The organism is Streptomyces chisholmiae, from assembly GCF_031845445.1.
In the GTDB taxonomy this organism is placed as follows: domain Bacteria; phylum Actinomycetota; class Actinomycetes; order Streptomycetales; family Streptomycetaceae; genus Streptomyces; species Streptomyces chisholmiae.
Window position 1 is genome coordinate 1 of the sequence record NZ_JAVREO010000025.1, and the last position, 20,458, is coordinate 20,458.

The 20,458-nt window shown below is 72.9% G+C and carries 30 protein-coding genes and 1 pseudogene; 5 read left to right on the forward strand and 26 right to left on the reverse strand.

Going from position 1 to position 20,458, the window contains the following annotated elements:
* Positions 1-35 precede the first annotated feature (35 nt).
* Positions 36-233 carry a hypothetical protein gene (locus tag RM844_RS28570; RefSeq protein WP_311670312.1) on the reverse strand — a complete coding sequence of 66 codons (198 nt, stop codon included), beginning with the start codon at positions 231-233 and terminating at the stop codon, positions 36-38.
* Positions 234-480: 247 nt separating this feature from the next.
* Between RM844_RS28570 and RM844_RS28575 the strand changes: the two genes are divergently transcribed.
* From RM844_RS28575 to RM844_RS28585, 3 genes are read left to right on the forward strand one after another with little or no spacing between them, the layout of a single operon-like run.
* A complete protein-coding gene (locus RM844_RS28575; protein WP_311670313.1) occupies positions 481-684 on the forward strand; it encodes a hypothetical protein in 204 nt (67 codons plus the stop codon).
* The gene (locus RM844_RS28580) at positions 681-965 is read left to right on the forward strand and encodes a hypothetical protein (RefSeq protein WP_311670314.1); all 285 of its coding nucleotides are present in this window, start codon (positions 681-683) and stop codon (positions 963-965) included. Before RM844_RS28575 ends, RM844_RS28580 begins: the two co-directional genes overlap by 4 nt.
* Positions 962-2,305, forward strand: coding sequence for a hypothetical protein (locus RM844_RS28585; RefSeq protein ID WP_311670315.1), 1,344 nt, complete (start codon positions 962-964; stop codon positions 2,303-2,305). Before RM844_RS28580 ends, RM844_RS28585 begins: the two co-directional genes overlap by 4 nt.
* Positions 2,306-2,414: 109 nt before the next feature.
* On the opposite strand, the gene RM844_RS28590 is transcribed toward RM844_RS28585, so the two are convergent.
* The 6 genes from RM844_RS28590 to RM844_RS28615 all read right to left on the reverse strand — a co-directional run bounded on the left by RM844_RS28590 (position 2,415) and on the right by RM844_RS28615 (position 5,035).
* Complete coding sequence (locus tag RM844_RS28590) at positions 2,415-2,867, reverse strand: NUDIX hydrolase (RefSeq protein WP_311670316.1); 453 nt, start codon at positions 2,865-2,867, stop codon at positions 2,415-2,417.
* 138 nt (positions 2,868-3,005) lie between these two features.
* Complete coding sequence (locus RM844_RS28595; RefSeq protein WP_311670317.1) at positions 3,006-3,149, reverse strand: hypothetical protein; 144 nt, start codon at positions 3,147-3,149, stop codon at positions 3,006-3,008.
* A 4-nt stretch (positions 3,150-3,153) separates the two neighbouring features.
* On the reverse strand, positions 3,154-3,288 hold the full coding sequence (locus tag RM844_RS28600) for a hypothetical protein (RefSeq protein WP_311670318.1): 135 nt from the start codon (positions 3,286-3,288) through the stop codon (positions 3,154-3,156).
* 110 nt (positions 3,289-3,398) lie between these two features.
* A complete protein-coding gene (locus tag RM844_RS28605; protein ID WP_311670319.1) occupies positions 3,399-3,653 on the reverse strand; it encodes a hypothetical protein in 255 nt (84 codons plus the stop codon).
* A 186-nt stretch (positions 3,654-3,839) separates the two neighbouring features.
* A complete protein-coding gene (locus RM844_RS28610) occupies positions 3,840-4,253 on the reverse strand; it encodes a hypothetical protein (protein ID WP_311670320.1) in 414 nt (137 codons plus the stop codon).
* Positions 4,250-5,035: a hypothetical protein gene (locus tag RM844_RS28615; RefSeq protein ID WP_311670321.1), complete on the reverse strand. Its 786-nt coding sequence runs from the start codon at positions 5,033-5,035 to the stop codon at positions 4,250-4,252. The genes RM844_RS28610 and RM844_RS28615 overlap by 4 nt, the downstream gene beginning before the upstream one ends.
* Positions 5,036-5,183: 148 nt before the next feature.
* On the opposite strand from RM844_RS28615, the gene RM844_RS28620 reads away from it, so the two are divergent.
* Positions 5,184-6,617 carry a helix-turn-helix domain-containing protein gene (locus RM844_RS28620; protein WP_311670322.1) on the forward strand — a complete coding sequence of 478 codons (1,434 nt, stop codon included), beginning with the start codon at positions 5,184-5,186 and terminating at the stop codon, positions 6,615-6,617.
* Between the two features lie 28 nt (positions 6,618-6,645).
* Positions 6,646-7,128 carry a hypothetical protein gene (locus tag RM844_RS28625; protein ID WP_311670323.1) on the forward strand — a complete coding sequence of 161 codons (483 nt, stop codon included), beginning with the start codon at positions 6,646-6,648 and terminating at the stop codon, positions 7,126-7,128.
* Between the two features lie 45 nt (positions 7,129-7,173).
* On the opposite strand, the gene RM844_RS28630 is transcribed toward RM844_RS28625, so the two are convergent.
* The 19 genes and pseudogenes from RM844_RS28630 to RM844_RS28720 form a co-directional block, all read right to left on the reverse strand.
* Positions 7,174-7,383 (reverse strand): hypothetical protein, encoded by a 210-nt coding sequence (locus tag RM844_RS28630; RefSeq protein ID WP_311670324.1) that lies wholly within the window; start codon positions 7,381-7,383, stop codon positions 7,174-7,176.
* Between the two features lie 211 nt (positions 7,384-7,594).
* Positions 7,595-8,236 (reverse strand): hypothetical protein, encoded by a 642-nt coding sequence (locus RM844_RS28635; protein ID WP_311670325.1) that lies wholly within the window; start codon positions 8,234-8,236, stop codon positions 7,595-7,597.
* The gene (locus tag RM844_RS28640) at positions 8,233-8,550 is read right to left on the reverse strand and encodes a hypothetical protein (RefSeq protein ID WP_311670326.1); all 318 of its coding nucleotides are present in this window, start codon (positions 8,548-8,550) and stop codon (positions 8,233-8,235) included. Before RM844_RS28640 ends, RM844_RS28635 begins: the two co-directional genes overlap by 4 nt.
* A 13-nt stretch (positions 8,551-8,563) precedes the next feature.
* Positions 8,564-8,806, reverse strand: coding sequence for a holin (locus RM844_RS28645; RefSeq protein WP_311670327.1), 243 nt, complete (start codon positions 8,804-8,806; stop codon positions 8,564-8,566).
* Positions 8,807-9,279: 473 nt separating this feature from the next.
* A pseudogene (locus tag RM844_RS33655) lies at positions 9,280-9,921 on the reverse strand (N-acetylmuramoyl-L-alanine amidase); the annotation flags it as partial.
* A gap of 59 nt (positions 9,922-9,980) precedes the next feature.
* Positions 9,981-10,511, reverse strand: a complete 531-nt coding sequence (locus tag RM844_RS28655) for a hypothetical protein (RefSeq protein WP_311670329.1) — start codon at positions 10,509-10,511, stop codon at positions 9,981-9,983.
* Between the two features lie 9 nt (positions 10,512-10,520).
* The gene (locus RM844_RS28660) at positions 10,521-13,952 is read right to left on the reverse strand and encodes a hypothetical protein (protein ID WP_311670330.1); all 3,432 of its coding nucleotides are present in this window, start codon (positions 13,950-13,952) and stop codon (positions 10,521-10,523) included.
* Positions 13,945-15,927 carry a phage tail tape measure protein gene (locus RM844_RS28665; protein ID WP_311670331.1) on the reverse strand — a complete coding sequence of 661 codons (1,983 nt, stop codon included), beginning with the start codon at positions 15,925-15,927 and terminating at the stop codon, positions 13,945-13,947. Before RM844_RS28665 ends, RM844_RS28660 begins: the two co-directional genes overlap by 8 nt.
* 12 nt (positions 15,928-15,939) lie before the next feature.
* The gene (locus RM844_RS28670; RefSeq protein WP_449657335.1) at positions 15,940-16,281 is read right to left on the reverse strand and encodes a phage tail assembly protein T; all 342 of its coding nucleotides are present in this window, start codon (positions 16,279-16,281) and stop codon (positions 15,940-15,942) included.
* Positions 16,242-16,643: a hypothetical protein gene (locus RM844_RS28675; protein ID WP_311670333.1), complete on the reverse strand. Its 402-nt coding sequence runs from the start codon at positions 16,641-16,643 to the stop codon at positions 16,242-16,244. Before RM844_RS28675 ends, RM844_RS28670 begins: the two co-directional genes overlap by 40 nt.
* Positions 16,644-16,653: 10 nt before the next feature.
* Positions 16,654-17,076, reverse strand: a complete 423-nt coding sequence (locus tag RM844_RS28680; RefSeq protein ID WP_311670334.1) for a phage tail tube protein — start codon at positions 17,074-17,076, stop codon at positions 16,654-16,656.
* A gap of 110 nt (positions 17,077-17,186) precedes the next feature.
* On the reverse strand, positions 17,187-17,609 hold the full coding sequence (locus RM844_RS28685; RefSeq protein WP_311670335.1) for a DUF3168 domain-containing protein: 423 nt from the start codon (positions 17,607-17,609) through the stop codon (positions 17,187-17,189).
* Positions 17,606-17,959: an HK97-gp10 family putative phage morphogenesis protein gene (locus tag RM844_RS28690; RefSeq protein WP_311670336.1), complete on the reverse strand. Its 354-nt coding sequence runs from the start codon at positions 17,957-17,959 to the stop codon at positions 17,606-17,608. The genes RM844_RS28685 and RM844_RS28690 overlap by 4 nt, the downstream gene beginning before the upstream one ends.
* 62 nt (positions 17,960-18,021) lie before the next feature.
* Positions 18,022-18,168: a hypothetical protein gene (locus RM844_RS28695; RefSeq protein ID WP_311670337.1), complete on the reverse strand. Its 147-nt coding sequence runs from the start codon at positions 18,166-18,168 to the stop codon at positions 18,022-18,024.
* The gene (locus tag RM844_RS28700; RefSeq protein ID WP_311670338.1) at positions 18,165-18,518 is read right to left on the reverse strand and encodes a phage head closure protein; all 354 of its coding nucleotides are present in this window, start codon (positions 18,516-18,518) and stop codon (positions 18,165-18,167) included. Before RM844_RS28700 ends, RM844_RS28695 begins: the two co-directional genes overlap by 4 nt.
* Positions 18,515-19,108, reverse strand: a complete 594-nt coding sequence (locus tag RM844_RS28705; RefSeq protein ID WP_311670339.1) for a hypothetical protein — start codon at positions 19,106-19,108, stop codon at positions 18,515-18,517. Before RM844_RS28705 ends, RM844_RS28700 begins: the two co-directional genes overlap by 4 nt.
* A 16-nt stretch (positions 19,109-19,124) precedes the next feature.
* Positions 19,125-19,736 carry a hypothetical protein gene (locus RM844_RS28710; protein WP_311670340.1) on the reverse strand — a complete coding sequence of 204 codons (612 nt, stop codon included), beginning with the start codon at positions 19,734-19,736 and terminating at the stop codon, positions 19,125-19,127.
* The gene (locus tag RM844_RS28715; RefSeq protein ID WP_311670341.1) at positions 19,736-20,083 is read right to left on the reverse strand and encodes a hypothetical protein; all 348 of its coding nucleotides are present in this window, start codon (positions 20,081-20,083) and stop codon (positions 19,736-19,738) included. The genes RM844_RS28710 and RM844_RS28715 overlap by 1 nt, the downstream gene beginning before the upstream one ends.
* Positions 20,083-20,454: a hypothetical protein gene (locus RM844_RS28720; protein WP_311670342.1), complete on the reverse strand. Its 372-nt coding sequence runs from the start codon at positions 20,452-20,454 to the stop codon at positions 20,083-20,085. Before RM844_RS28720 ends, RM844_RS28715 begins: the two co-directional genes overlap by 1 nt.
* Positions 20,455-20,458 lie beyond the last annotated feature (4 nt).

Below are 20,458 nucleotides of genomic sequence, written 5' to 3' on the forward strand. Positions count from 1 at the left end.
TCTGCTCGGCCAATGCTCGGCCGAACGGTCGGCGATCACAGAGGCGGGCCCGCCGACTCTCCGCCTGGGCGCTCGGGCCGCTCGGGCAGCTGGTCCGTCTCGTGGGTGAGCCAGCGCAGGAAGTCGCGAATGGCGGCACTGCGCTGTCCCGGGCCGAGCATCTCGCCGGCCCTCGACCATAGTTCGGCCTCGATCCGCACCGTCTGGCGCGGCGTCTTCTCTGCGTTGGGCATCAGCGGCTCTTCCGGGGTGTCATGGCGCCCGAGACTACGCCTTGCGGTGTCATGACACCAGGGGTACGGTGTCATGACACCTCGGTCTTCCACCCGGGGTGACGAATGCAACTTGAGAACCCTGCCCTGGAGTCCGTCACCGGACTCCAGGGCAGGGACGGCCGACAGCCCGGGGCTTCCACACACCCAGGCGGGCCTGACCGCACACCCTGACGAGACCAGGAGTCCGGCTGCCATGAATCGTCCCATGAGCGCGCCTGAGCGCGCCTACCCACTGCCCCACCCGGACAGCGCCTCGACCTTGCCGCGGTTCACCCTCGGCCTGGTGCTGGACATCGCCGACGTCCTGGAGCGCCACGGCTTCCCGCCGGTCCGGGCTGGCGAAGACCTCCTTGACCTTCACACGGCCCTCTACCGCTTCCTGTACGGCTCGGGCGGTGGCCAGCGGTGAGCGGGCCCAACCAGATGCCCGAGGGGCTGCGGGAGCTGCTGGATGCCGTTCACGAGGTGCTGGACGTGCCGGTCCACGTCCGGGCCGAGGACGAGACCGTGGCCCACCGTCTGCGCTACACGCGGGTCGTGATCGCCCGTGAGGCGTTGCGCCGTGCCCTCGCCGACGAGCGGCCGGGGCCGGCGGGGTGGGCGGCCGACGCCGCAGCGGCGCGGGCGATGGCTGCCGAGTACCCGGTGACCTACGCCGTGTGGCCGGAGCTGCCCGGCGGTGACCTGTGACCGGAACCCTCCCACCCCTGCCCGCGGACTGGCCGGTGTGGGCGGCCGGCGCGGCCGTCGTGATCGCGGGCTGCTGGCTGGTGGCGCTCGCCGTCGCCGCGGCCCGCCGGCGGCTGGCCGGCACTCCGGCGGCGGTGGTTGTCACCGCCGTGGCGGCGGCCGGCTGCACCGCCTACAGCGGCGACACCAGCTGGCGGTTCGCCGAGCACCACCTAGAGATGGTCAGCACCCCCGAGCGGGCCGCGCTGTTCGCCGCCGGGGAACTGGCGCTGGTTGCCTGCGCCCTGATGGCCCGCCAGTCGCTCGCGGACACCGGCTCGCCGGGCACACCCGGTGTCCTGGTGTGGGTCATCAGCAGCGTCCAGGTGATCCCGGCGTTCGCTGAGGGCGGGGTCGTCGGCGGTTTGGTCCGTGCGTTCTTCGGCCCGATCTTGGCGGCCGTGTTGTGGCACCTCGCCATGGGGATCGAGATTCGGCACGCCCGCCCCGACACCGCCAGCCACGGCCTGCTGGCCACGCTCAGCCGCGACTTGCGGGAGCGGGCCTTGTCCCGCCTCGGCGTCGCCCGCAGGGGCAGGGACGCCGCGCAGATCACCCGCGACCGAGCGACCGCCCGCGCTGTCGCCCTCGCCGCGCACCTCGCCGCCCTCCCCGGGGACGCCCGGCGCCGGCGGGCCCGCACCGAGCGCCGCCTGTCCCGCGCGGTCGCCGCCGCCGAGGTCGGCACCAACCAAGTGCAGCGCCGAGCCCTGCTGGATGCGCTCGCCGCCCGCCGAGGAGCTGCGCAACTCGCCGCCGTCGACGTGCCCGACCTGTGGACCCCGCCCGAGGCGCACCCGGCCGGGGACTCGCCGCGCGCTCTGGCGGGTGCTGAGCTGCGGCGGATGCACCCGGTGGATGCGGTGCGGGCCGTGGCGGATGCGCACCCAGATGCGCATCCCGCGCTGGTCGCCAGCATCGCGACCGAGCACGGCGTCCCGTGCTCCGAAGTCCAGGCCAAGATGGTCATTCGGCAGCGGGGGCGCGCCCTCGACATGGCGACCGGTGTCCCCGAGATGCGCTCGGGCACCGCATCCGGTGCTGGTCAGCCCGACGACGCGCGCACCGGCGCCGAGGTGCCCCAGCCCGAGCCGGATGCGGCCCCGGACGCGCATCCGGAGGGGGAGCCCGAGCACGCGGACGACGAGGACGACCTCCACCCCGACCCGCGGCTGCCCGAGGCCCGGGAGATCGATGCGGCGCACCGCGCCGAGCACGGCCGGCCCGCTGGGCTGCGCATCCTCCAGCGAGAGATGCGCATCGGCCAGCAGAGGGCGCAGCGCATCCGGGCGCAGCTCTGACCGCGCGGCCACCGCCAGCGCGGTCAGGTGAGCATCCTGGGGCCAGCCCGAGCACGGCAGCGCCCCCAGCAACCACCGATTGGTTGCTGGGGGCGTTTGTGCGTGTGGGTCAGTGGGGGATGGCGTTGGGCAGTTCACGGTAGAGGGGGGTACGGGGTCGGTCGGGCGTGGTGGGGAGGCGTTCGGCCACCAGGGGGTGAAGCAGGCGTCGCGCCTGCTGGATGGTGACCAGGTGCCAGCCGTCGATCTCCTCGACCTGGAGCTGCACCTCCTGTAGCGCGTCGGGTGGTAGCGGCGACGTGGTGAAGAGGAGAGCGAGCCGGGGGCGGCCGGGGGTCCGGGGCGGTATCCAGTCGGCGGCGAGTAGGGCGCCGGGGTGCACATGCAACCCCAGCTCCTCGCGCACTTCGCGGCGGGCTGCCTGGCGGGGGGACTCGCCGGGCTCGACCAGGCCGCCGGGGAGCTGCCAGCGCCGACTACGGGCCGCCCGCACGATGAGTACCCGCCCGTTTTGGTCGTGGACCAGGGCGGCGCTGGTGATGGCGAGGGTGGCGGCCGGCACGGATCGGTCTCCCTTTCTGAGGTAGGTGGCCGGCCGGGCCCGGGTGACTCGTCCCGGGTCCCGGCCGGGGGCGGCGGGTTGCATGCCGCCGCCCGCCCCGCGCGTGCATCGCCCAAACGCTGCGCGGGGAGCTGATGGTCAGCGGCCGGTCAGCCGGTTGGCGATGTCGGCAGCATCGCCCAGGGCCTCGTCTCGCTCCTCGGGTGTGGCGTCGCTGGACCTGATCGTGTTCGCGGCATCCCCGAGTGCGGCGACATGGGCGAGAAGCTCGTCGTCGGGCATGTCGTCAGCTGGGCGTCCGGTCATCGGGTGTGGGGTCCTCTCTGTCGGCCGGGGGCCGCGTGGTGAACTCGCGCATCGCCCACAGCAGCACGGCGAGATAGCCGGCGCTGACGGTGGTGGACAGCAGCATCACGAGCACGGGGCCTCCGGTGGGTGGCGGCTGCTCTGTGAGAGCGGCCGGGTGGGCACCCCCCGCCCGGGCCAGGGGGGCGGCTACCGGGCGGGGGGTGGGTCTGGGCGGCTACTGGCTTACGCGCCCGGGGCGGTGGCGGTCGCGCCTGCGGGGCCGGCCTCCAGGGCGTGCACGAGCTGCTGGGCCACGGGCAGGCCGATCCGGCCTAGCTCGATCATGGGTGTGGTGTCGGTGCGCGTGGCGGTCAGCGTGTCGAGTCGGAGACTCGGCAGCGTGATGCCGTGCGCCGCCAGGGCGGCGGCCAGGTCGCGGACAACGGCGTGCTCCCCGTTGTCCGGTACAGGGGTGAGGAGGTGGTCAGGGGGCGCCATCGCCTTCGGCTCCTTCGGTGTGTGGGTGGTGCGGCCCTGTCGCGGTCGGCCGCCTGCGGTGGGGGTGGGGTTGGGTGGCCCGCCCCCGGGGGTGGGGGCGGGCCGGCCCTGCCGCCGGCGAACGGACGGCCGCCAGCAGGGAGTCTGAGAGTCAGCCGCCGCGGGGCGGGCGGCCTGGGTGCGGCTTCACGGGATGAGCCCCCGCATCTGGCGGTCGACGGCGGCCTGGAGTACGGACACGTCGGTCAGGGCGTCACCGGCCGGGCGGCTGTGCCAGCTCACCGCAGGGCCGCCGTCCCATGGTTCGTGGACCAGCTCGGCGGCCGGGACGGCCAGGCGTCGGCCGGTCGTGACGATCTCCACCCAGCCGGGCCAGCCGGGCCAGCCGGGCCAGCCGGCTGCCGACCCGACCGGCACGAGCCAGGTCAGGGTGATGGTCACGAGATTGCGGATCGCGGGGGCTTGGCCGCTGGATGTACCCATGGCGGCGACCAGGTCCATGCCCCGGCCGAGCGGGAGCCGGACGGCGTCCCACCACTGCCCTGCGGGGAGCACGTCCACGCCGGCCGCCTCGGTAGGCATCCATTCTGGTCGGGTCATCGCCGCATCCCGGCCAGCGTGGCGTGGAGTTCGCGCAGCAGTTGGTCGGGCGGGGCGATCACGGCCCGCTCGCCGGGCGGCATCGTCCAGTGCAGCGGCGGGGGTTCGGTGTGGCGGCCGGTGCGCGCGGCCGGCGCTGGCGGGATCTCCATGTGCCCCTCGGTCAACAGCTCCATGCCGGCCGGCACGTCGGCGGGTTCGAATGACCCCACGGGGACCAGCCAGGCCAGGGTGTCGGTCCGCGGCTCCACGATCGCCGGGGCGTAGGACAGTCCCCCCGCGGTCGACCAGACCTGCCGCCGAGGAGCCCGCAGCGCGTGCCACCAGCGGCCGACGGGCAGCCAGGTGACGGCCCGGGCGGGCATCCACTCGGCGACCCGGGCGGCGTGGATCGCCGACATCAGCACAGTCGGGTCGGTGAGCCCGCGGCGCCTGCCCGGCGACGTGGCCCAGTGGATCACTGGGTGCACCGCTGCCCGGCCGTCGTAGACGTGTTCCGCGGGCGGGACCAGCACGGTCCGGCCGGATGGCAGGCGCCGGATGCCTGGGGGCAGACGCCACCAATTCACTGCCTCGCCCGGCACCAGCCACGTAAGCGTTGCCGACCGGCAGTTGTGGATGCCCGGCTGTCGCCGCATCCGCTCCAGGAGAGTCCGCCACTGGGGCAGCTGCGCCTGGACGGCGTCCCACATGATCCCGGCCCGGGCTGGGGTGACAATGTCGCCCTCCCGCTCGGTCGGCAGCCAGCCGGGGCGGTCCGGTTTCTGGTCGTCGTGCTCCACGGTGAGCCTCCGGGATGCGTGGGGAGCTGAGGGCAGAAGCGTCCCCGGAGATGCGAGGTTTGGGGATCTCCGGCGGGGGTTACCGCCTCGGTAATAGACTCACCGCTTTCCGTAGGTGACGATCTGTAGCGTTGCGGAGGTGGCGCACATGACCACACCACCCCAGTTCGACACGGCCTTACTGGACCGCCCCGACCTGCAACGCGCCCTCGCCGAACACGACTTCGCCGCTGCCTTCGCGCTGATCCGCAAGTACGGTGGCCTGAGTCAGAACAAGATCGCGTCGGCCTGCCAGCTCACCCCCGGCAAGGTGTCAACGATCATCCGGGGCACCCACAAGGTGACCTCCTATGACGTGATCGCGCGCATCGCCGACGGCCTGCGCATCCCCGGCCACATGCTCGGCCTCGCCCAGAGACCCTGGGAGTCCGCGAGCGCGCCGCACCCCCCGCCCACGACGGCCGCGCACCCAGCCGCCGACGGCCCATGGTCTCCGGCAGCAACGCGCGAGCGCGTCGCCCGTGTGACGAGGAACGATCTGCTCATGGACCGCCGCACCGCCACCCGCTCGCTCGTCGGCATCGCGATGGGCGCCAGCCTTCTGGACGACGTTGAGGAATGGCTGACCCCCGCGCCCAAGGGCGACGGCCGACGCGTTGGGCGGCTCGGCACGCGCGAGGTGGAGCAGCTGGAGGAGACGGCACGCGTGATGCGTCAGTGGGACCGCCGGCACGGCGGCGGCCTGCGTCGCCGCGCCGTTCTCGGACAGCTCGCCGAAGTTGCCGACGCGGCAGCAGAACACCAGGCCGAGGACATCGCGCGCCGGCTCTACCGCGTGATGGCCGACCTGGCGGGGACGGCGGCGAGCATGGCCTGGGACAGCGGCCAACAGCGGGACGCACAGACGTACTACCGCCTCGCGCTGCGATCCGCGCACGCAGGAGACGACCGAGCGCTGGGCGCCAACGTGCTGGCGGGAATGGCCCGGCAAATGCTTCACGACCACGACCGGCCCCAGGATGCCCTTGAACTGGTGCGGATGGCGCAGCACGGCTCACGGAACGTCGCGACACCACGGGTCTCGGCGATGCTGTACACCCGCGAGGCGTGGTGCTACGCCTCGGCCGGACGCGTGGGGGCGTTCCGCCGGGCGATCGATCAGGCATCCGAGGCGCTCGCCGAGGCCAGCCCGAGCATCGAGGAGCCCTACTGGATCGGGTACTTCGGCCCGTCCGAGGTAGCCGGCGTCGCCGGGAACCGGCTGCTGACTCTGGCGCGCCGGGAACCTGCCCGCTTCGCTGAAGAGGCGAGTACCGCGATCCGGACTGCCGTAGAGCAACGGGGGCCGGAGGGGGTGAAGAGTCGCGCGCTCGACCTGGCGGGGCTGGCCGAGTGCTCGTGGCTGCTCGGCGACACCCGCTCCGCGTTGGAGCAGACCCACCAAGCGGCGAACGCGGCGGAGGCCACGCAGGCATCCCAGGTACGAGCGAAGTTGATGCGGCTGTACCCCTATACCGCGCGGTATTCCACCCCGGAGGCGCGCGAGGCGCGCGACCGTCTCAGGGCGCTACCGTCGGACTGACACTTCACCCCCGAGGGAGAGCACGATCATGACGACGATCGCCGTGACCGGGCACATGGACCTGACTACCGAGACGGTGGCGCTGGTGCGCGCCGAGCTGCGGGCGCTACTGGGCCAGTACGCCCCGGCCGATCTGGTCGGGGTCTCGTGTATCGCCGCCGGCTCCGACTCGCTGTTCGCCGAGGCCGTGCTGGACGCGGGCGGCCAGCTGGTCGTCGTGGTTCCGGGGCGGGACTACCGAGAGCGCAAGGTGAAGCCCGACGAGGCAGAGCTGTACGACCGCCTGGTCACTGCGGCGGCAGAGGTGCACACGGTGCCGATCGATCGCGCGAGCCGGGAAGCCTACGAGGCAGCCGGTGCGGAACTCCTGCGCCGGGCCGACCGGATGGTGGCCATCTGGGACGGGCAGCCGTCCAACGGGCGTGGAGGGACCGCCCACACCGTCGACCAGGCGCGCGCGGCTGGTGTGCCCGTGGACGTCGTCTGGCCCGACGGCGCAGCACGGCGGTAACGCACGGAGAAAGGGGCCCCGTTCACCGACGAACGGGGCCCCTCGTTACGCCTCGGCGGTGAGGTTGATGTGCAGGCGCTCGCCGCCGGGGTTGCCGCCGACGATCCAGCAGCGGGACGCGACCTGGTTTCCGGTCTCGACGTCGGCCAGCCGGCCGGCGTCGTCCGTGATGGTCTTCAGGTGCAGCACGTCGTCGCCGACCGCCGGCGCCGCCGGCAGCTCGGCCGTCCACGACCGGCCGGTGTCCGTGTCCATGTAAATGAGCATGTCCCCTCCGGAGGGTTGGGCTGCTGAGGACGGCCCGGCCGGGACCACACCCAGTGCACCAGCGGGACGGCCGGCCGAGCAACTGCTGGGCGTTAGCGGTTCGTTAGCGCCCCAGATGGGCATGACGAACCGCCCCCGCTCTCCCGGAGGAGAGCGGGGGCGTGGTGCTTCGGGGTCAGCCGATCCAGCGCGCAGGAGTTCACCACTGCCGCCGTGCCGGGTCCAGGGCGCCGAGGAGCGTCCCGGCCGGCGGGGCATCTCCACCGGTCGGCTGGCAGGCGTAGTCCGTGCTGCCCGTGGCCACCGGGGTGCACCGGTACGTCGTGCCGTCCGGCCCCGTCCAGGTCCAGGCGGCCGGCGGCGGGCCGGCGGGGCCGCGCTCGCCGGTGGGGCCGCGGTCTCCCTGCGGCCCGGCTGGGCCCGCGGGTCCGGGGTCACCGGCAGGGCCGGGGGGCCCAGCTGGGCCGTCGGCCCCGTCGGGGCCCGGCTCTCCGTCGTCCCCGGGGTCGCCGGCCGGGCCGTCGCCGCCGTCCGCCCCGGGCTCTCCGTCCTCACCGGGCAGGCCCCGAGGGCCGGGTGGCCCGACCGCGCCCCGGTCACCCGGCGGCCCGGCCGGCCCCGGCGGCCCCATCTCGCCGGACTCGCCGCGGCTCCCCGGCGGCCCGGCGACGGGTTCGGCGCCGAGCTGCTGCACCTGGGCGGCGAGGGCGTCCCGAGCGCGGTTGGCGTCCCGCAGGTCGCCGGCGAGCTGCTGCATCGTGATGACCACCCAGGCCAGCACCGCGACGGCGCCGACCACGCCCAGGGCGTAGGCGAGGTCGCCTCGTGTCCTCCTCTTCACGCGGACCCCGCCCCCCTGGCTGAGAGGTACACCTGGAGCAGCAAGAGCAGCACCGGGGCGACGAGCGCAGAGAACGCCAACCGGCGGTCCGCCGCGCGGCGGCGGTCCCGCTCGGCTTGGCCCGCCTCAACGGCCGCCGCTCGGGCTGCGGCTTCCGCTATGTCTTTCTCCAAGGTCTTCATGCGCAGCTCGAAGATGTCCAAGCTGACCTTGCCGTCGAGCCGGCCGGCGAGTTGGTGCAGGTCTTCCTTGAGGTCGGCGTGGACGTCCGCGAGACGTCGCGCCACCTCGCCCAGGGTCGGCTCATCGGCCACGGTCACCCCCTCGTCAGGATCGCGGCAGTCCGGCGGCGGCCGGCGGCGTGGGCGTCTCGGTCGCGCCGGGCCCGCCCGGGGTGGCCACGGCGGTCAGCACCGCGAGGAGCGCGGCGCCGGCGGCCGTCGCCAACGCAGGGCCCCAGTCCACCGTCAGCAGATCCACGGCGCCGGCGCCCAGCACCGCCACGAGGGTCTGCGCGGCGGTGCGCACCGCGCGCTCCAGGGTGGCTCTCCACCAGGTCCAAGTCGTCATCGTTGTGTCCTCTCGGGTCACGCCGGCCACGCCAGCAGGGACGCGGTCAGCTCGTCTATCTGGATGGGCGCGCTGCCCGTGGCCAGCACCTCGGCCACCAGGCGGTTGTCGTCAGAGCCGGGCAGATGGCCCTGCCAGTGGTGCGCCGCGTGCAGCCGGCCGCCGTCGTGCACGGGGCTGCTGATCGGCCAGCTCTTCGCGCGGGCCCACTCCTGCCCCGGGCGCCGGTGGTTCCGGGCGACGCGCAGCTGGATCTCCTGGCCGCGTGCGAGCCCTTCAGCTCGGATCGCGAAGTCCAGCGAGAACGTGTGCTCCCCCTTGAGGAGCGTCTGCGCGAGGTCGCGGTCGGACCAGCCCTTCTCCGGTGCCCACACGCGGTCCCACGTGATCGTGTACCAGTCGCCCGGCGTCAGCGTCACCGGGTTCCGGCGCTCGTAGTACAGGTGCATCGGGGCCTCCTTGGGCCGCTCGTTGGGCGGGTTGGTGTCGCCGGGGCTCCAGTCGGCCGGATGCTTGAGGCGTTCGGCGACGCGCCGGCGGACGTCGCGCATCGTGATGCCGGGTCCGCGCGGGTCGACCTTGCCCGGCTGCCACTCGGAGTGGCCGATCACGGAGGTGTCGCCGGCCTTCCCCCAGCCGTGCGCGCGCAGGATCGCCGCCGAGGCGCGCACGACCGCCTCGACTTGCGCGGCCGGCCACGGGTCGCGGCCGTCGCCGAGGTTCACTGCCTCGAAGCCGTAGAACCGCGCGTTCCCGTCCGTGTCGGCCTCGTTGTCGGCCGGCAAGGCGCGCTCCGCGATGACCGCGGCCAGCACGTCGCCGTCGCCCAACCCGGCGTGGTTCGCGCGACCGTTGCCGACGAGGTAGACCGTGCCGTCCTTGGCGATCACGCCGTGGCACAGCGGTCCCGGCAGCGCCGAGTGGCCGTCGTAGCAGAGCCGGACGGAGGCGTCGGTGCCGCTGGTCACGGTGTGGTGGATCATCACCCCGTGGACCGGGCCCCAAGGGCCCTTCGCGTTGCGGTTGTTGCTGCGCCAGGAGCGGTGCTCGACCACGCGCACGCCTTCGGCGCGGAGGGCGGCCAGCAGCCGGTCAGCGGACAGCGGGGTGGCCATGGCCACCACCTCCAGACATGGGACAGCCCCGCAGCCGGACGGCGGCGGGGCGGGGGTGGTCAGGCGGGGCCGACGTAGTAGATGGCGACGCTGGGCCGGGTCGACCCGGTCGCGGTCGGTACGGGCGCCGGGTTGTTCTGAAACGGGCACAACTCGACATAGTCAGTGCCGGTAAGCAGCAGCGGCAGATCGGGCGCGGCGAACGCAAGGTAGGTGTCGCCGATCGAGCCGACCCACGGCCGGGTCGTGGCGGCTGGCGGAAGGCCGCCGTTCAGCCGCCAGGACGCACCTCGCAGCGGAGGGCTGCCGCCTGTGGCGCCTTGGAGGCTGGCTGTTCCGGTGACTCGGTACCAGCCGGCGATGGGTGGCTGGTACCGAGTCGGCTGGGCCGTGGACCAGCCGCCCAGCAGGTCCAGCGCCACGTTGTCCCAGGCCAACGCGTCGGACTGCTGGCCGACGGTGTTCGTGGAGATGTTCTGCGCAGCGTCGCGATAGGCGGCGAACACCAACCGGCCGATCAGCAGACCGCTGTTGAGGACGTTCGCGGTCAGGCGCTGGCCGGGCCGGACGACCGGCGGGGGCGTGGACATCAGCTCCTCCTACAGGGCGACGATCATGGGGTGGGCCAAGCGGATATCCGCGCCGCCCGAGTGCCGCTTGGCCACGCCGTTCACGGAGCGGTCCACCGTCATCAGCTGCGGGCTGGCCAACTCGAACCCTCGGTGCGCGACGGTGAGCCCGCTGTTGGTGTTGCCGGCCGACGTCATGGCCACGGTGCCGATGTAGCCGGACTCGATCGGGGCCGGATCGGTGGCGACGGCGTGCCAGTGGGCCGGCTCCCGGCTGGTGGCCGGCCACGCCCGGGCCTGGATCGTGTCGCCTGCCACGCGGGCCCGCAGCCACACCGCAGTGCCCCCGGTGTAGGTGTAGCCGGTCAGGGCCAGGGGGCTGATGGGCGTCACCCCTCGGGCGATCTCGATCCCGACCGTGCCGGCCGGGGTCAGCAGCAGCCGCGGCCAGTACCACTCGCTACCGGAGATCCGCAGCGCTAGGCCGGCCAGGATCGGCGCCCCGGCCGCCACCGCGCTCGGGCTGATGGACACCAGCACCTCACAGGAGGTGTACACCCAGCCGTCTACGAACTGGAAGCGCAGGCCGTTCACCGTCGTCAGCGCGACCAGGCCCTGGCCGCCGGCCACCGACCTGTCAGCCGGCGCGCCGCCGGACAGCACCCACGACACGGGGGTGGTGCACGGAAGCGACCCCCAGCCGGACGCCTCGGTGCGGGCGAAGTCATCCCACACGAAGGGCTCGCAGCTCTCCAGTGTCACCACCTCGCCGCCCACGGCCAGGTCCACCGGCAGGTCGCCCGCCGCCGCCGTCGGCGCGGGGCCGGCGGTGGTGACCCAGGTCGGACCGTCGAGGGTCTGCACGATCAGCTGCCCGCTGGTCGCGTCGACATCGGCCGCCAGCACGGAGCCGTCCGTGTCCACGTGGGTCGGGGCAGCGCCGCCGGCCGGATCGTCCCCGGCCACCTCGCCCACGGTCCACGGGGACGCCGGGGTGCACGTCAACTCCACGCCCCACGCGTACTGACCGAGGTGCTCCGTGTAGGACTGCACGATCAGATCGATTGGTTCGGGCGGCAGCCACTCCGGAGGGTTGGCGATCGTGATCCGGGCGCCGACGTCCAGCCGGTCCAGGTACGCCTGGACGAACTGCTGCATCCGCTGGTTGCGCAGGTTGAGCCGGACCACTGGGTACCGCATCTCGTCCACGGTGGCGAGGTGCAGCCGCCACGCCGCCATGTCCGCCAGCTGCCCGTCGCCGGCCACGTTGACGTCTACGGTCTCGTCGTAGACGCCGATGCCGTCGGGCGGGGCGTGGACGGACAGCGGGCCGGACTCCAGCACCGCCCGCGCAGAGCTTCCCTGGGTGCGGGTGACGGTGATGTCGTTGCGGACGGTCTGGTCGTCGTCCTGGGGCTCCAGAGGCGGCGCGATGTGCCCCGCGGCGTAGTCCAGGGTCAGCGCGGGCGCGCGGTTGAGCAGGCTGAACCGCGGCCGGTAGGCCAGGCCGAGGTGGTCCCGGGTCTCGCCCAGCTCTCCGCCGTCGGCCTCGGCGCACTGGCGCAGCAGGTCCAGCACCGTGGCGATGCGCTGCGGCCCCATCCGGGTGTACTCCGGGGTGATGCCGCCGGCCGCGACGATCGGAAGCGCCTCCTCCTGCGCCAGCCGCCGGATGCGGGCCGTGGCAGTCTCGCCGCGCCAGCCGTCCAACGGGCCCCCGACACCGGCCCCGTAGGGCTGACCGGAAGGGGTGTTGGTGTAGGTGACGTGCCCGATCGGCAGCCCCGCCGCCGACGACGGCCAGACCGTGTTGATCCGGCGCGGCGCGGCGTAGAAGGGGCGGCTGGAGCGCAGGCCCCAGTAGGCCACCTCACCGACCGGGGTGGAGTACATCTCCCAGGTCGCGGCGCTCCCATCGGGGATGGCGGTGAGGAAGAGCCGGCACCAGCCCCACCGCCACCAGGCCAGGATGTCGGGCTGTGTGGTCCCGGAGGTGGCGATCACCCCGCCGTCGGCGTCGTACCAGCGGGCGACCAGCTGAGCGGTGCTGATGGACAGCGTCATGCGGGCGACGCCACCGCCGGCCATGTCCAGCGCCACCAGCAGCGTCTCTGTGGTGGGCAGGGTGTCGAGGTAGTAGATCAGCTCGAACCGCCACCCAGCCGAGCCTGAGGGCAGCGCAGGGAGGGGCGCGGTGATCCGGGTGCCATCGGCCACCGTCGGCAGCGGCGCCGACGAGGGCAAGCCCGAGTTCGCGGCGAAGCGCAACCCTGACGTGGCCATGGCTGGGCCGTCGGGCAGCGCGGACGCGGCCTCGGTGGCATCCTGCCCATCCTCCATCGGCCAGTACGCCAGCAGGCTGGGGCCGTAGGTGGGGATCTTGCGGCGCAGCGTGCTCGCGAGGGGCCGGGCGCCCTGCCCGAGGCGCCGCAGGATGCCGGCTGCCGAGATCGGCACCCACACGTCCGCCTCGGACAGATCCCACCGCGCCGGCCAACTGGAGATCTCCCCGACCCACCGCGGGTACCAGTCGGTCCACTGCGCACCGCCGGACAGCACCCACTCGTTGCCCTGCGGATCGGTCGTGCTGGTGTCGCCGGGGGTGGCGGTGGACCAGTCCGGCGCCGCCGCCAGCGTGCCGTCGATGGCGATGCTGGCGCCGTAGTGCCGGCCGCCGTGCGCGATCAGCCCCTGGCTGGCCACCGCGCCGACGTTGATCGGGACCGCGGCGGCGTAGGGCGGTGCGCCGGTGCCGGACTGCTGCCCAACCTCGCGCCACGGGCCGGCCATGGTGGGCGCGTGGTAGGCGGCCGTCGTCCATGTGCCGCCGGACCAGGTGGCGACCACGCGCAGCGCGAACCGCTCGCCCGAGCGGTAGGGCACCGGGCGGTCGGACATCTGCGCGGTGACGATCGACCCGGCCCCGTTGGTGCCGTCCGTTGACCAGCGGATGGACAGGCCGCCGAACGCGTTGACGGTCAGGTACCAGCTGCGCTGGTCACCGGCCGGGACGTACTGCCCGATGACGTCGGTCCAATCCGCGCGCCAAGGCGCGGGCGCGGTGGCCGGCGTCTGCCCCGGCACCCTGGCCAGCGCCAGGTCCACCCGCACGTCCAGACCGGTAGTCGGGGTAGGCAGCGGGTCAGAGACCGCAGCGTCCATCCGCGTTGACTCGGGCACGTCGAGGTACGGCGCGCCTCCGCGCACACTGACCCTGACGGGGGTGTTGCGGCCGATCCGCCCATACAAGTCGGACCGCGGGTTCCGCGGCGAGTACCGGCCCACCACCCCGTTGACGCGGCTGGCACCGTTGTTGAGCTGGAACGAGGCGCTGCCGGGGTCGGCTGTGGTCGCCTCATCCGGCCGGCCCCGGCTGATCACCGTGGCCTCCCTCGTCCGGACATCCCCGGTGATGTCCTCCCAGCCAGCCCCGGTCCAGATCTCGTAGCGAAGCTCAGGCACGGGACCCCCCTCCCAGCACGGTCTGTACGTTGCCGCCCCGCACCCGCACGGCCCGGCGGAAGAGGCGCACCATGTCGTCGTCAGCACCGCTGAAGTCCAGCTCCAGCACCACGCGTTGCGGCTGCTGCCCGTCGCCGGCTCGGCGGACCGGGGCGGCGACCGACCGCAGCATGGAATCCAGCCGGGACAGCGGGAGCACCGCTTCGTCCTCGGGGCCCTCGCCGATCATCGCCAGGGTGGGGCCGGTGGTCACACCGCCGGCCGCCAGGTACGGGATGTTCGGGGTGTGGAGGGTGCCGCCGCCGATGGAGCCAAGCGGCCCGAGGTCGACGCGCGGCAGAGTGAAGGACAACCCGTTCCAGCCCGAGATGATCTCGTTGATACCGGACCTGAAGCCGCCGGCGATGCCGTCGCCGATGTCCGACCCGAGGTCGGAGAACCAGTTCCACACCTTCCCTGGCAGGCCGCGCAGGCCGTTCCAGATCTCCGTCGCTGTGTTGATCCCGGAGCGGAAAGTACTGGTGAAGAAGTTGACGACGTTGCGCACGGCGCCCTTGATCGTGTCGAAGTGCTTGATCAGCAGTCCGGGGCCCGGCCAGTTCAGGAAGATGTTCTTGGCCAGCTCGAAGCCGGCTTTGACCAGGTCCACGCACCAGTTCCAGGCGGCCACGATGCCATCGCACATGGCCTTCCAGATGTCCTGGAAGATCGTGGTCTGGGTCGCGATGTAGACGATGGCAGCCACCAGCAAGCCGATAGCGACGACCACGAGCCCGATCGGGTTCGCGGTCAGCGCGAAGTTCAAGAGCCACTGAATCGCCACCCACGCGGCGATAGCCGCCACGAGGATCAGCACCCCGGGAGCCAGCGCGCTGATCAGCCCCTGGTTCTGGGCGAAGAACCCCGACGCAAGCTGGAGCACGGGCAGCAGCGCCGTGCCCAGGGTCATCTGGAGCGTGCGTATCGCGGCGTCCATCTGCTGTGCCGGCGACGCCTCCATGTTGTCGACCATGTCGGCGGCAGCGCCGGCGGCGTCGTCAAGGCCGGTGCGGGCGTCCGCGCCGGCCGCCGAGATGTCCAGCAGAGTGTCGCCCATGTCCTCACCGGGCCCGCCGAACAGCTCGGCCTGGAGCATGGTGCGTTCGGTCTGGTCCTCGACTCCGCGGAGGGCTGCGACGACTTGGTCGAACGCCTCCGTGCCCCTGCCCTGGTTGACCAACTCCTGGATCTCGGCGATGTCTAGCCCGAGCTGTTCCAGCGGCTCACTCGCGGCCTCGGTATCCGCTAGTCGCAGCGAGAATTCCTTGAGAGCGTCCGCGACTTTGTCCAGCTCGTACAAGGGGTTCTGCGCCGCCTCGGCCAGGAGCCCCATCGCCTGCGGGCCGCTGAAACCGAGTTGCTCGAAGAAGGTGGCGTACTCGTTGGTGAGCACGGGCAGCTCTTCGCGCATCTGGGCAGGGACCCGCTGAGCGGCGGCGGCCAGCAGGTCGAACGCCTCGACACCGTTGTCTGCGAGACCGCTCTTGATCAGGGCGCCGGCTGCCTGCGCGCTGTCGGCGACGTCGAACTGGAATCGGTCGGCCAATGTCTCGGCCGACTTGGTCATCTGGATCAGTTCGGCGTCGGTGGCCTCGCCCATGTCCTCTACCGAGGAGATGACGGCGGACACGCTGTCGCCAACGCCGACCAGAGACTCACCGAACCCGGCCGAGTAGACCTCGCCCGCGATGCTGCCCGCCTGCTCAGCCTCGGCCGAGGTGAGGCCGAGCTGGTCTTCCAGGCGGGTGGTAACGGAGTCGATGTCCATCGCGGCGGACATCCCCATGATGAACCCGCCGGCGACGGCCGCGCCGGCCGCCGCGGCGGCGATGCCGCCCAGGGATCGCTCGACATCATCGGCCGCGCCCTGCGCGCCGTCGGTCAGCCCCGAGGCGTCCAGGCCGATCGCGACGAGCAGCTCGTCCAGCAGCGCCACCGCCACCACCCCCTACCGTGTGCGTGTGTCGGTGCCGCCGAACGCCGCCGTGATCGCGGTCGCCTGCGCCAGCTGTTCGTCCGGGGACTGGGCGCCGCCGCCGTCCCACTCGGGGATGAAGTCCTGCGGGCGAGCCCGCTTGCCGCGCTTGCCCTTCTGGGCGTTGACCAGGGCGGCGGTCTGGATGCCGTGCAGCGCGTCGGCGCGCTCCGGCCCGAGCGGGCCGGTGACGCGCTCGTAGGCCATCCACTCGGTCAGCTCCGCAGAGCTGACGCGCGACAGCAGCTCGGCCCGGGTGCAGCCGAGGGCGAGGGCTAGTCGGAAGGTGAAGCGGTGTCGGGGGTCGGCTCGGATTTTCCCGCCGCCTCCTCGGCCGCCTCCTTCCCGATGCCGGACAGCCGCCGGGCCACCGCCGCCAGGCGTTCGATGACGGCCGCCGACTTCTCGTTGAGCGCGGCCATGTCCTTGTCGGTGAACAGGCGCTCGCCGTCCTCGCCGATGACGGTGCGCGCGACCAGCCCGACGCGCACGCCCTTCGTGCTCCGCGCCTGGACCGAGCCGTTGGGGCCCAGCCGCAGCATGGACGCCTCCCACGCGTCGCGCTCCTGCCCGGTCAGGGCCCGAACACGGACGGTGCCGCCCCACTCGGGCACGGGTACGTCCTCGTGCGCCAGGTCGTCGGCGGCGGTGATCTGGTCTCGGTTCAGCAGGGCCACGGGGGCCTCCTTACGGTTCGTCGGGGAGGGTGCCGAGCACCGGCTTGCCACTGACCTTGAACGTCAGCGACGCGGCCAGCAGGTCGTCGTAGGGGCCTTCCGGCTCGAACCCGGTCATCAGGGCGGGGAACGTCCAGGTCGTTTGGGCCGTGTCGGGCCACACGATGCGGTAGGTGTGAGGGTCGTTGTCGTCCATGTGGGCGATCAACTCGTCGTGGAGCGACGGGTCATAGCGCACGTCCACGGACACCTCGCCGGGGTCCTTCAGCCCGCCGACGAACTCCATGTACATGTCGGGCGACTGGTGGGTGGTGGCGTCCAACGCTTCCCGCGACAGTCCGGGGCCGGAGATGTTGGTGGACTCGGCGATGGTGGTGAACGTGCCGCCGACGTCGTGCTGGAACTGGGTGCCGAAGCCGTTGATGCCGGCCATGGTTCCTCCCGGGTTGTTGTTGTCTGGGCCCAGGAGTGCGAGCCGCCCCGAGTCCTGGGGGCGCGGGGCGGCTCTACCCGCCGGTGATCAGCCGGGGGCGTTGGTGGTGCTCAGCTACGGGGTTGGTCGGTGCGGACCCGCAGCCGCAGCACGACGTGCCGGATATCGCCCGGCGCCGGGTCGACCAGCGTCTGCATGAACTCGTAGTTCGTGGCGATGTGGTCGTGCCCCTCGATGGCCAGCGGCTGGTGGTCCAGCAGCCCGACCACGCGGGTCGCGATGGCCAGCCCGGGGGCATGCCCGCGTGCCCGCGTCCACACGTGCAGCGTCACGACCGTCTGTCGGCCGAACCCGCCGTGGGTGTTGTCGGGAGTCTCGATCGCCTCGCCGATCACGATGTACGGGTGCGGGGCGGGCTCGGGCACGAAGTCGTACACCCCGCCGCTGGCCAACACCATCAACGCAGTGTCGCCCGTCAGCCGGGCGTAGATGGCGCGCTGGATCGCCGGGGCCGGCGTCGTCGGGGTCGTCACGGCAGCACCTTCTTCACCTCGTCGCGAATGCGGCCGGTGATCTGCCCGCGTTCGCGTTCCAGCGCCGGCTGGAGCTGCGGGTTGGCCGGGATACTGGACGTGCCGAACTCCTGGAACTGGGCGTAGGAGACGCCGGTACCGTCCCAACCGACCCGGGCGGTCAGGCCCGTGTCCCGGTAGGTGATGTCGACGGCGTCGCGCATCCGGCCGGTGTCCACCCGGACCCCCGCCCGCACCTCGGCGCGCACGTCCTCGGCCGCCTCCCGCACCGCGCGGCGCAGCGCGGCCCGCACCTCGTCGGGCAGCTCCTCCAGCCGGTCGCGCAGACCCTCGATGCCCTCCAGGCGCACCGTGATCCCACCGCCGCCCCGGCGTCCGGAACTGCCTCCGCGCCGGCCTCGCCGGCGGGCCATCAGCGGCCCTTCCCCAGCAGCCGCACCGCCCGCGACAGGTCCACGGAGATCGCCAGGAGTACGGCGATCAGCCGCTCAGCCTCGGTCTGTTCGGTGTCCTGCGCCAGCTGGCGCAGCTCGGCCGGCTCCATCGGTGGTGTGCTCACGACGGTTCCCCCTCGGTCTGGATCAGGTGGACGTCAGCGCGGCGGTAGATCGGCGTCGACGGGGAGATGACGGACAGCACCCGGTAGTGCTCGGGCCCGTCGCGCAACTCGTCACCGCGGCGCACATCAGCGCTGGGCAGCAGGTAGACGTTGTGGGTGTGCTCGGACCCGGCCTGCTGCGCCAGCATCCGCTCGCGCGCCGACGGCTGGTCCACCTTGGCGCTGACGGTGCCGACTTGCGCCCACGCGGTGGTCTGCCCGCCAGCCCCGTCCGGCGCGGTGGTCAACCGCCACACGGCCAGGCGGCGGTTCAGCAGGTGCCCCACGCGCAGGCGGGCGCCGGGGCTCACCGGAACCTCACCAGCGCCGCACCGCCGCCGAACCGCGCGGCCAGCCGCTCCCGCAGATAGTCCGGCAACTCCATCTCCGTGACCAGCCCATCCGAGCCGTAGGTCACCGAGTAGTCGCCCAACCGCTCCGAGCGCACATCTCCCGCCGCCAGCCCGCCACCGTCCGGCGCGGACCGCCACGCAACCAGCGCCGCCGCGGCGATCCGGCACACCAACTCGATGATGTCGGCCGGCACGTCGGGGAGGCCGTGCGTGTAGGTGACGGTCACCTCGGCCGGCGGGTCCCCACCGTGCCAACCAGACCGCCGCCACAACGAGTTCGAGCGCAGGCGCCAGTCCGTGACCGGCACCTCGTCGACCGCGACGGCCGCCACGGCGGTCACCGGCGGGCCCGGCAGGTGCAGCCACACCCCCGCCTCGCCCTCGATGTCCACCGTGCTGATCGTCTCGGAGATGGGGCAGCCCGCCGCCTCCCGAACCGCCGCCGAGGCGACGGCCAGCCAGTGAGCGACCAGGGGTTCCTCGTCCTCGGACACAGCTACGCCGGCGGCCCGCAGGTCATCCGGTGTCGCCAACGGGGTCAGCGCCACGACTGGCCCCTCTCTGTCAGGTGATGATGCCGCGGGTCCGCAGCGCGGCCAGCAGCGCGTTGAAGTCGGCCAGCAACGCGGCCGCGTCGGTGGCCTCGGAGTCGGGCACGGCCATCGCCGATCCGGTCATGAGCCCGCCGTGAGAGTGGGAGCCGGCGGCGGCCTGCTGCGCTCCCGTGCCGAGCGTGCGCACCGACGCGGTGCCGGCGGCCTGGTCGGCGGTCAGCCCTGGGTGGGTGTGGTTGCCGGCCGCGACGGTCCCGGCCGTTGTGCCGGTCGTCACCCCGATCGTGGCCGTCTCCTCGTCCCAGGTCACCGGGGCGACCGCCGAGATGTCGCCGGCGGACAGGCCCGGCTCGGGCGCCTCGCCGGCGGGGGCGAGGATCGGTACGTTCCGCACGATCCGGCCGTCGGGGTAGGCCACGTCGTACAGCCCGGCCTCGGCGACCGCCGACCATGCGCCGGTCAGGTCGGTGGCGACCGGGTTTGACAGCGGCACCTCCCCGGCCTCGTCGGCGAACAGGTCGACCAAGTCGACGGTGCCGGCGGCGAGGACGGCGACCCGTCCGGCTCGGATCAGGTCGCCGTTCGCCGCGCGGGCCACTTCGGTGTAGCGGCCCAGCGCCATCAGCCTTCGCCCCCGGCCAGGTCGATCAGGTCGGCCTTCGTCATCGCCTCGGCGTCCTCCCGGGACAGCAGCCCCCGCGAGACGACATGCCCGATCCACTCGGACTTGGGCGCCGCCTGCGCGGGACGGGCGGTCGCCCGGCCGGCGGCCGGGCTATCCGTGCCAGCCCCGTCAGCGCCAGCTGCCACTTGGACATCGGCCGTGCCGCCCTTGTGGGGGGAGCCGTCGCGGTTGACCTGGATCAGCTGCCCGGCCGCCAGCCGGTCGGCGATCGGCTCGGGCAGCGGCAGGTCCATGGGGAAGACGGCGCCCCCCTCCCCGCGCACGTAGATCCGCCCGCCGCTCATCAGGTGTTCCTCGGGATCAGAAGCGCCGCGATGGTGCCGGTCGTCGCGCTCGACTCGATCAGCATCGAGCCGTCGCCCTGGACGAACCGGCCTGACTCGAACGGGCCGACCAGCTGCACGCCAGACGTCGCCGCGACCGTGACTTCGAGGTCGCCCTGACCGGCGGCGATCGCCGGCGGATACGTGCCGGCCTTCACCGTCAGCGTGAGCGCCGAGCCACCGGTGTTCGTCACCCGCAACACCGTCAGCTCCGGACGGGAGTTGGCCAGCTGCATGTTGTCGGTCGGCGCCGCCACCAGCGTGGTGCCGGCGGGCTGCGCCACACCCCCGTTCGGGAGCAGGTCCGTGTACGTGAGTTGCGTAGTCGCCATGATC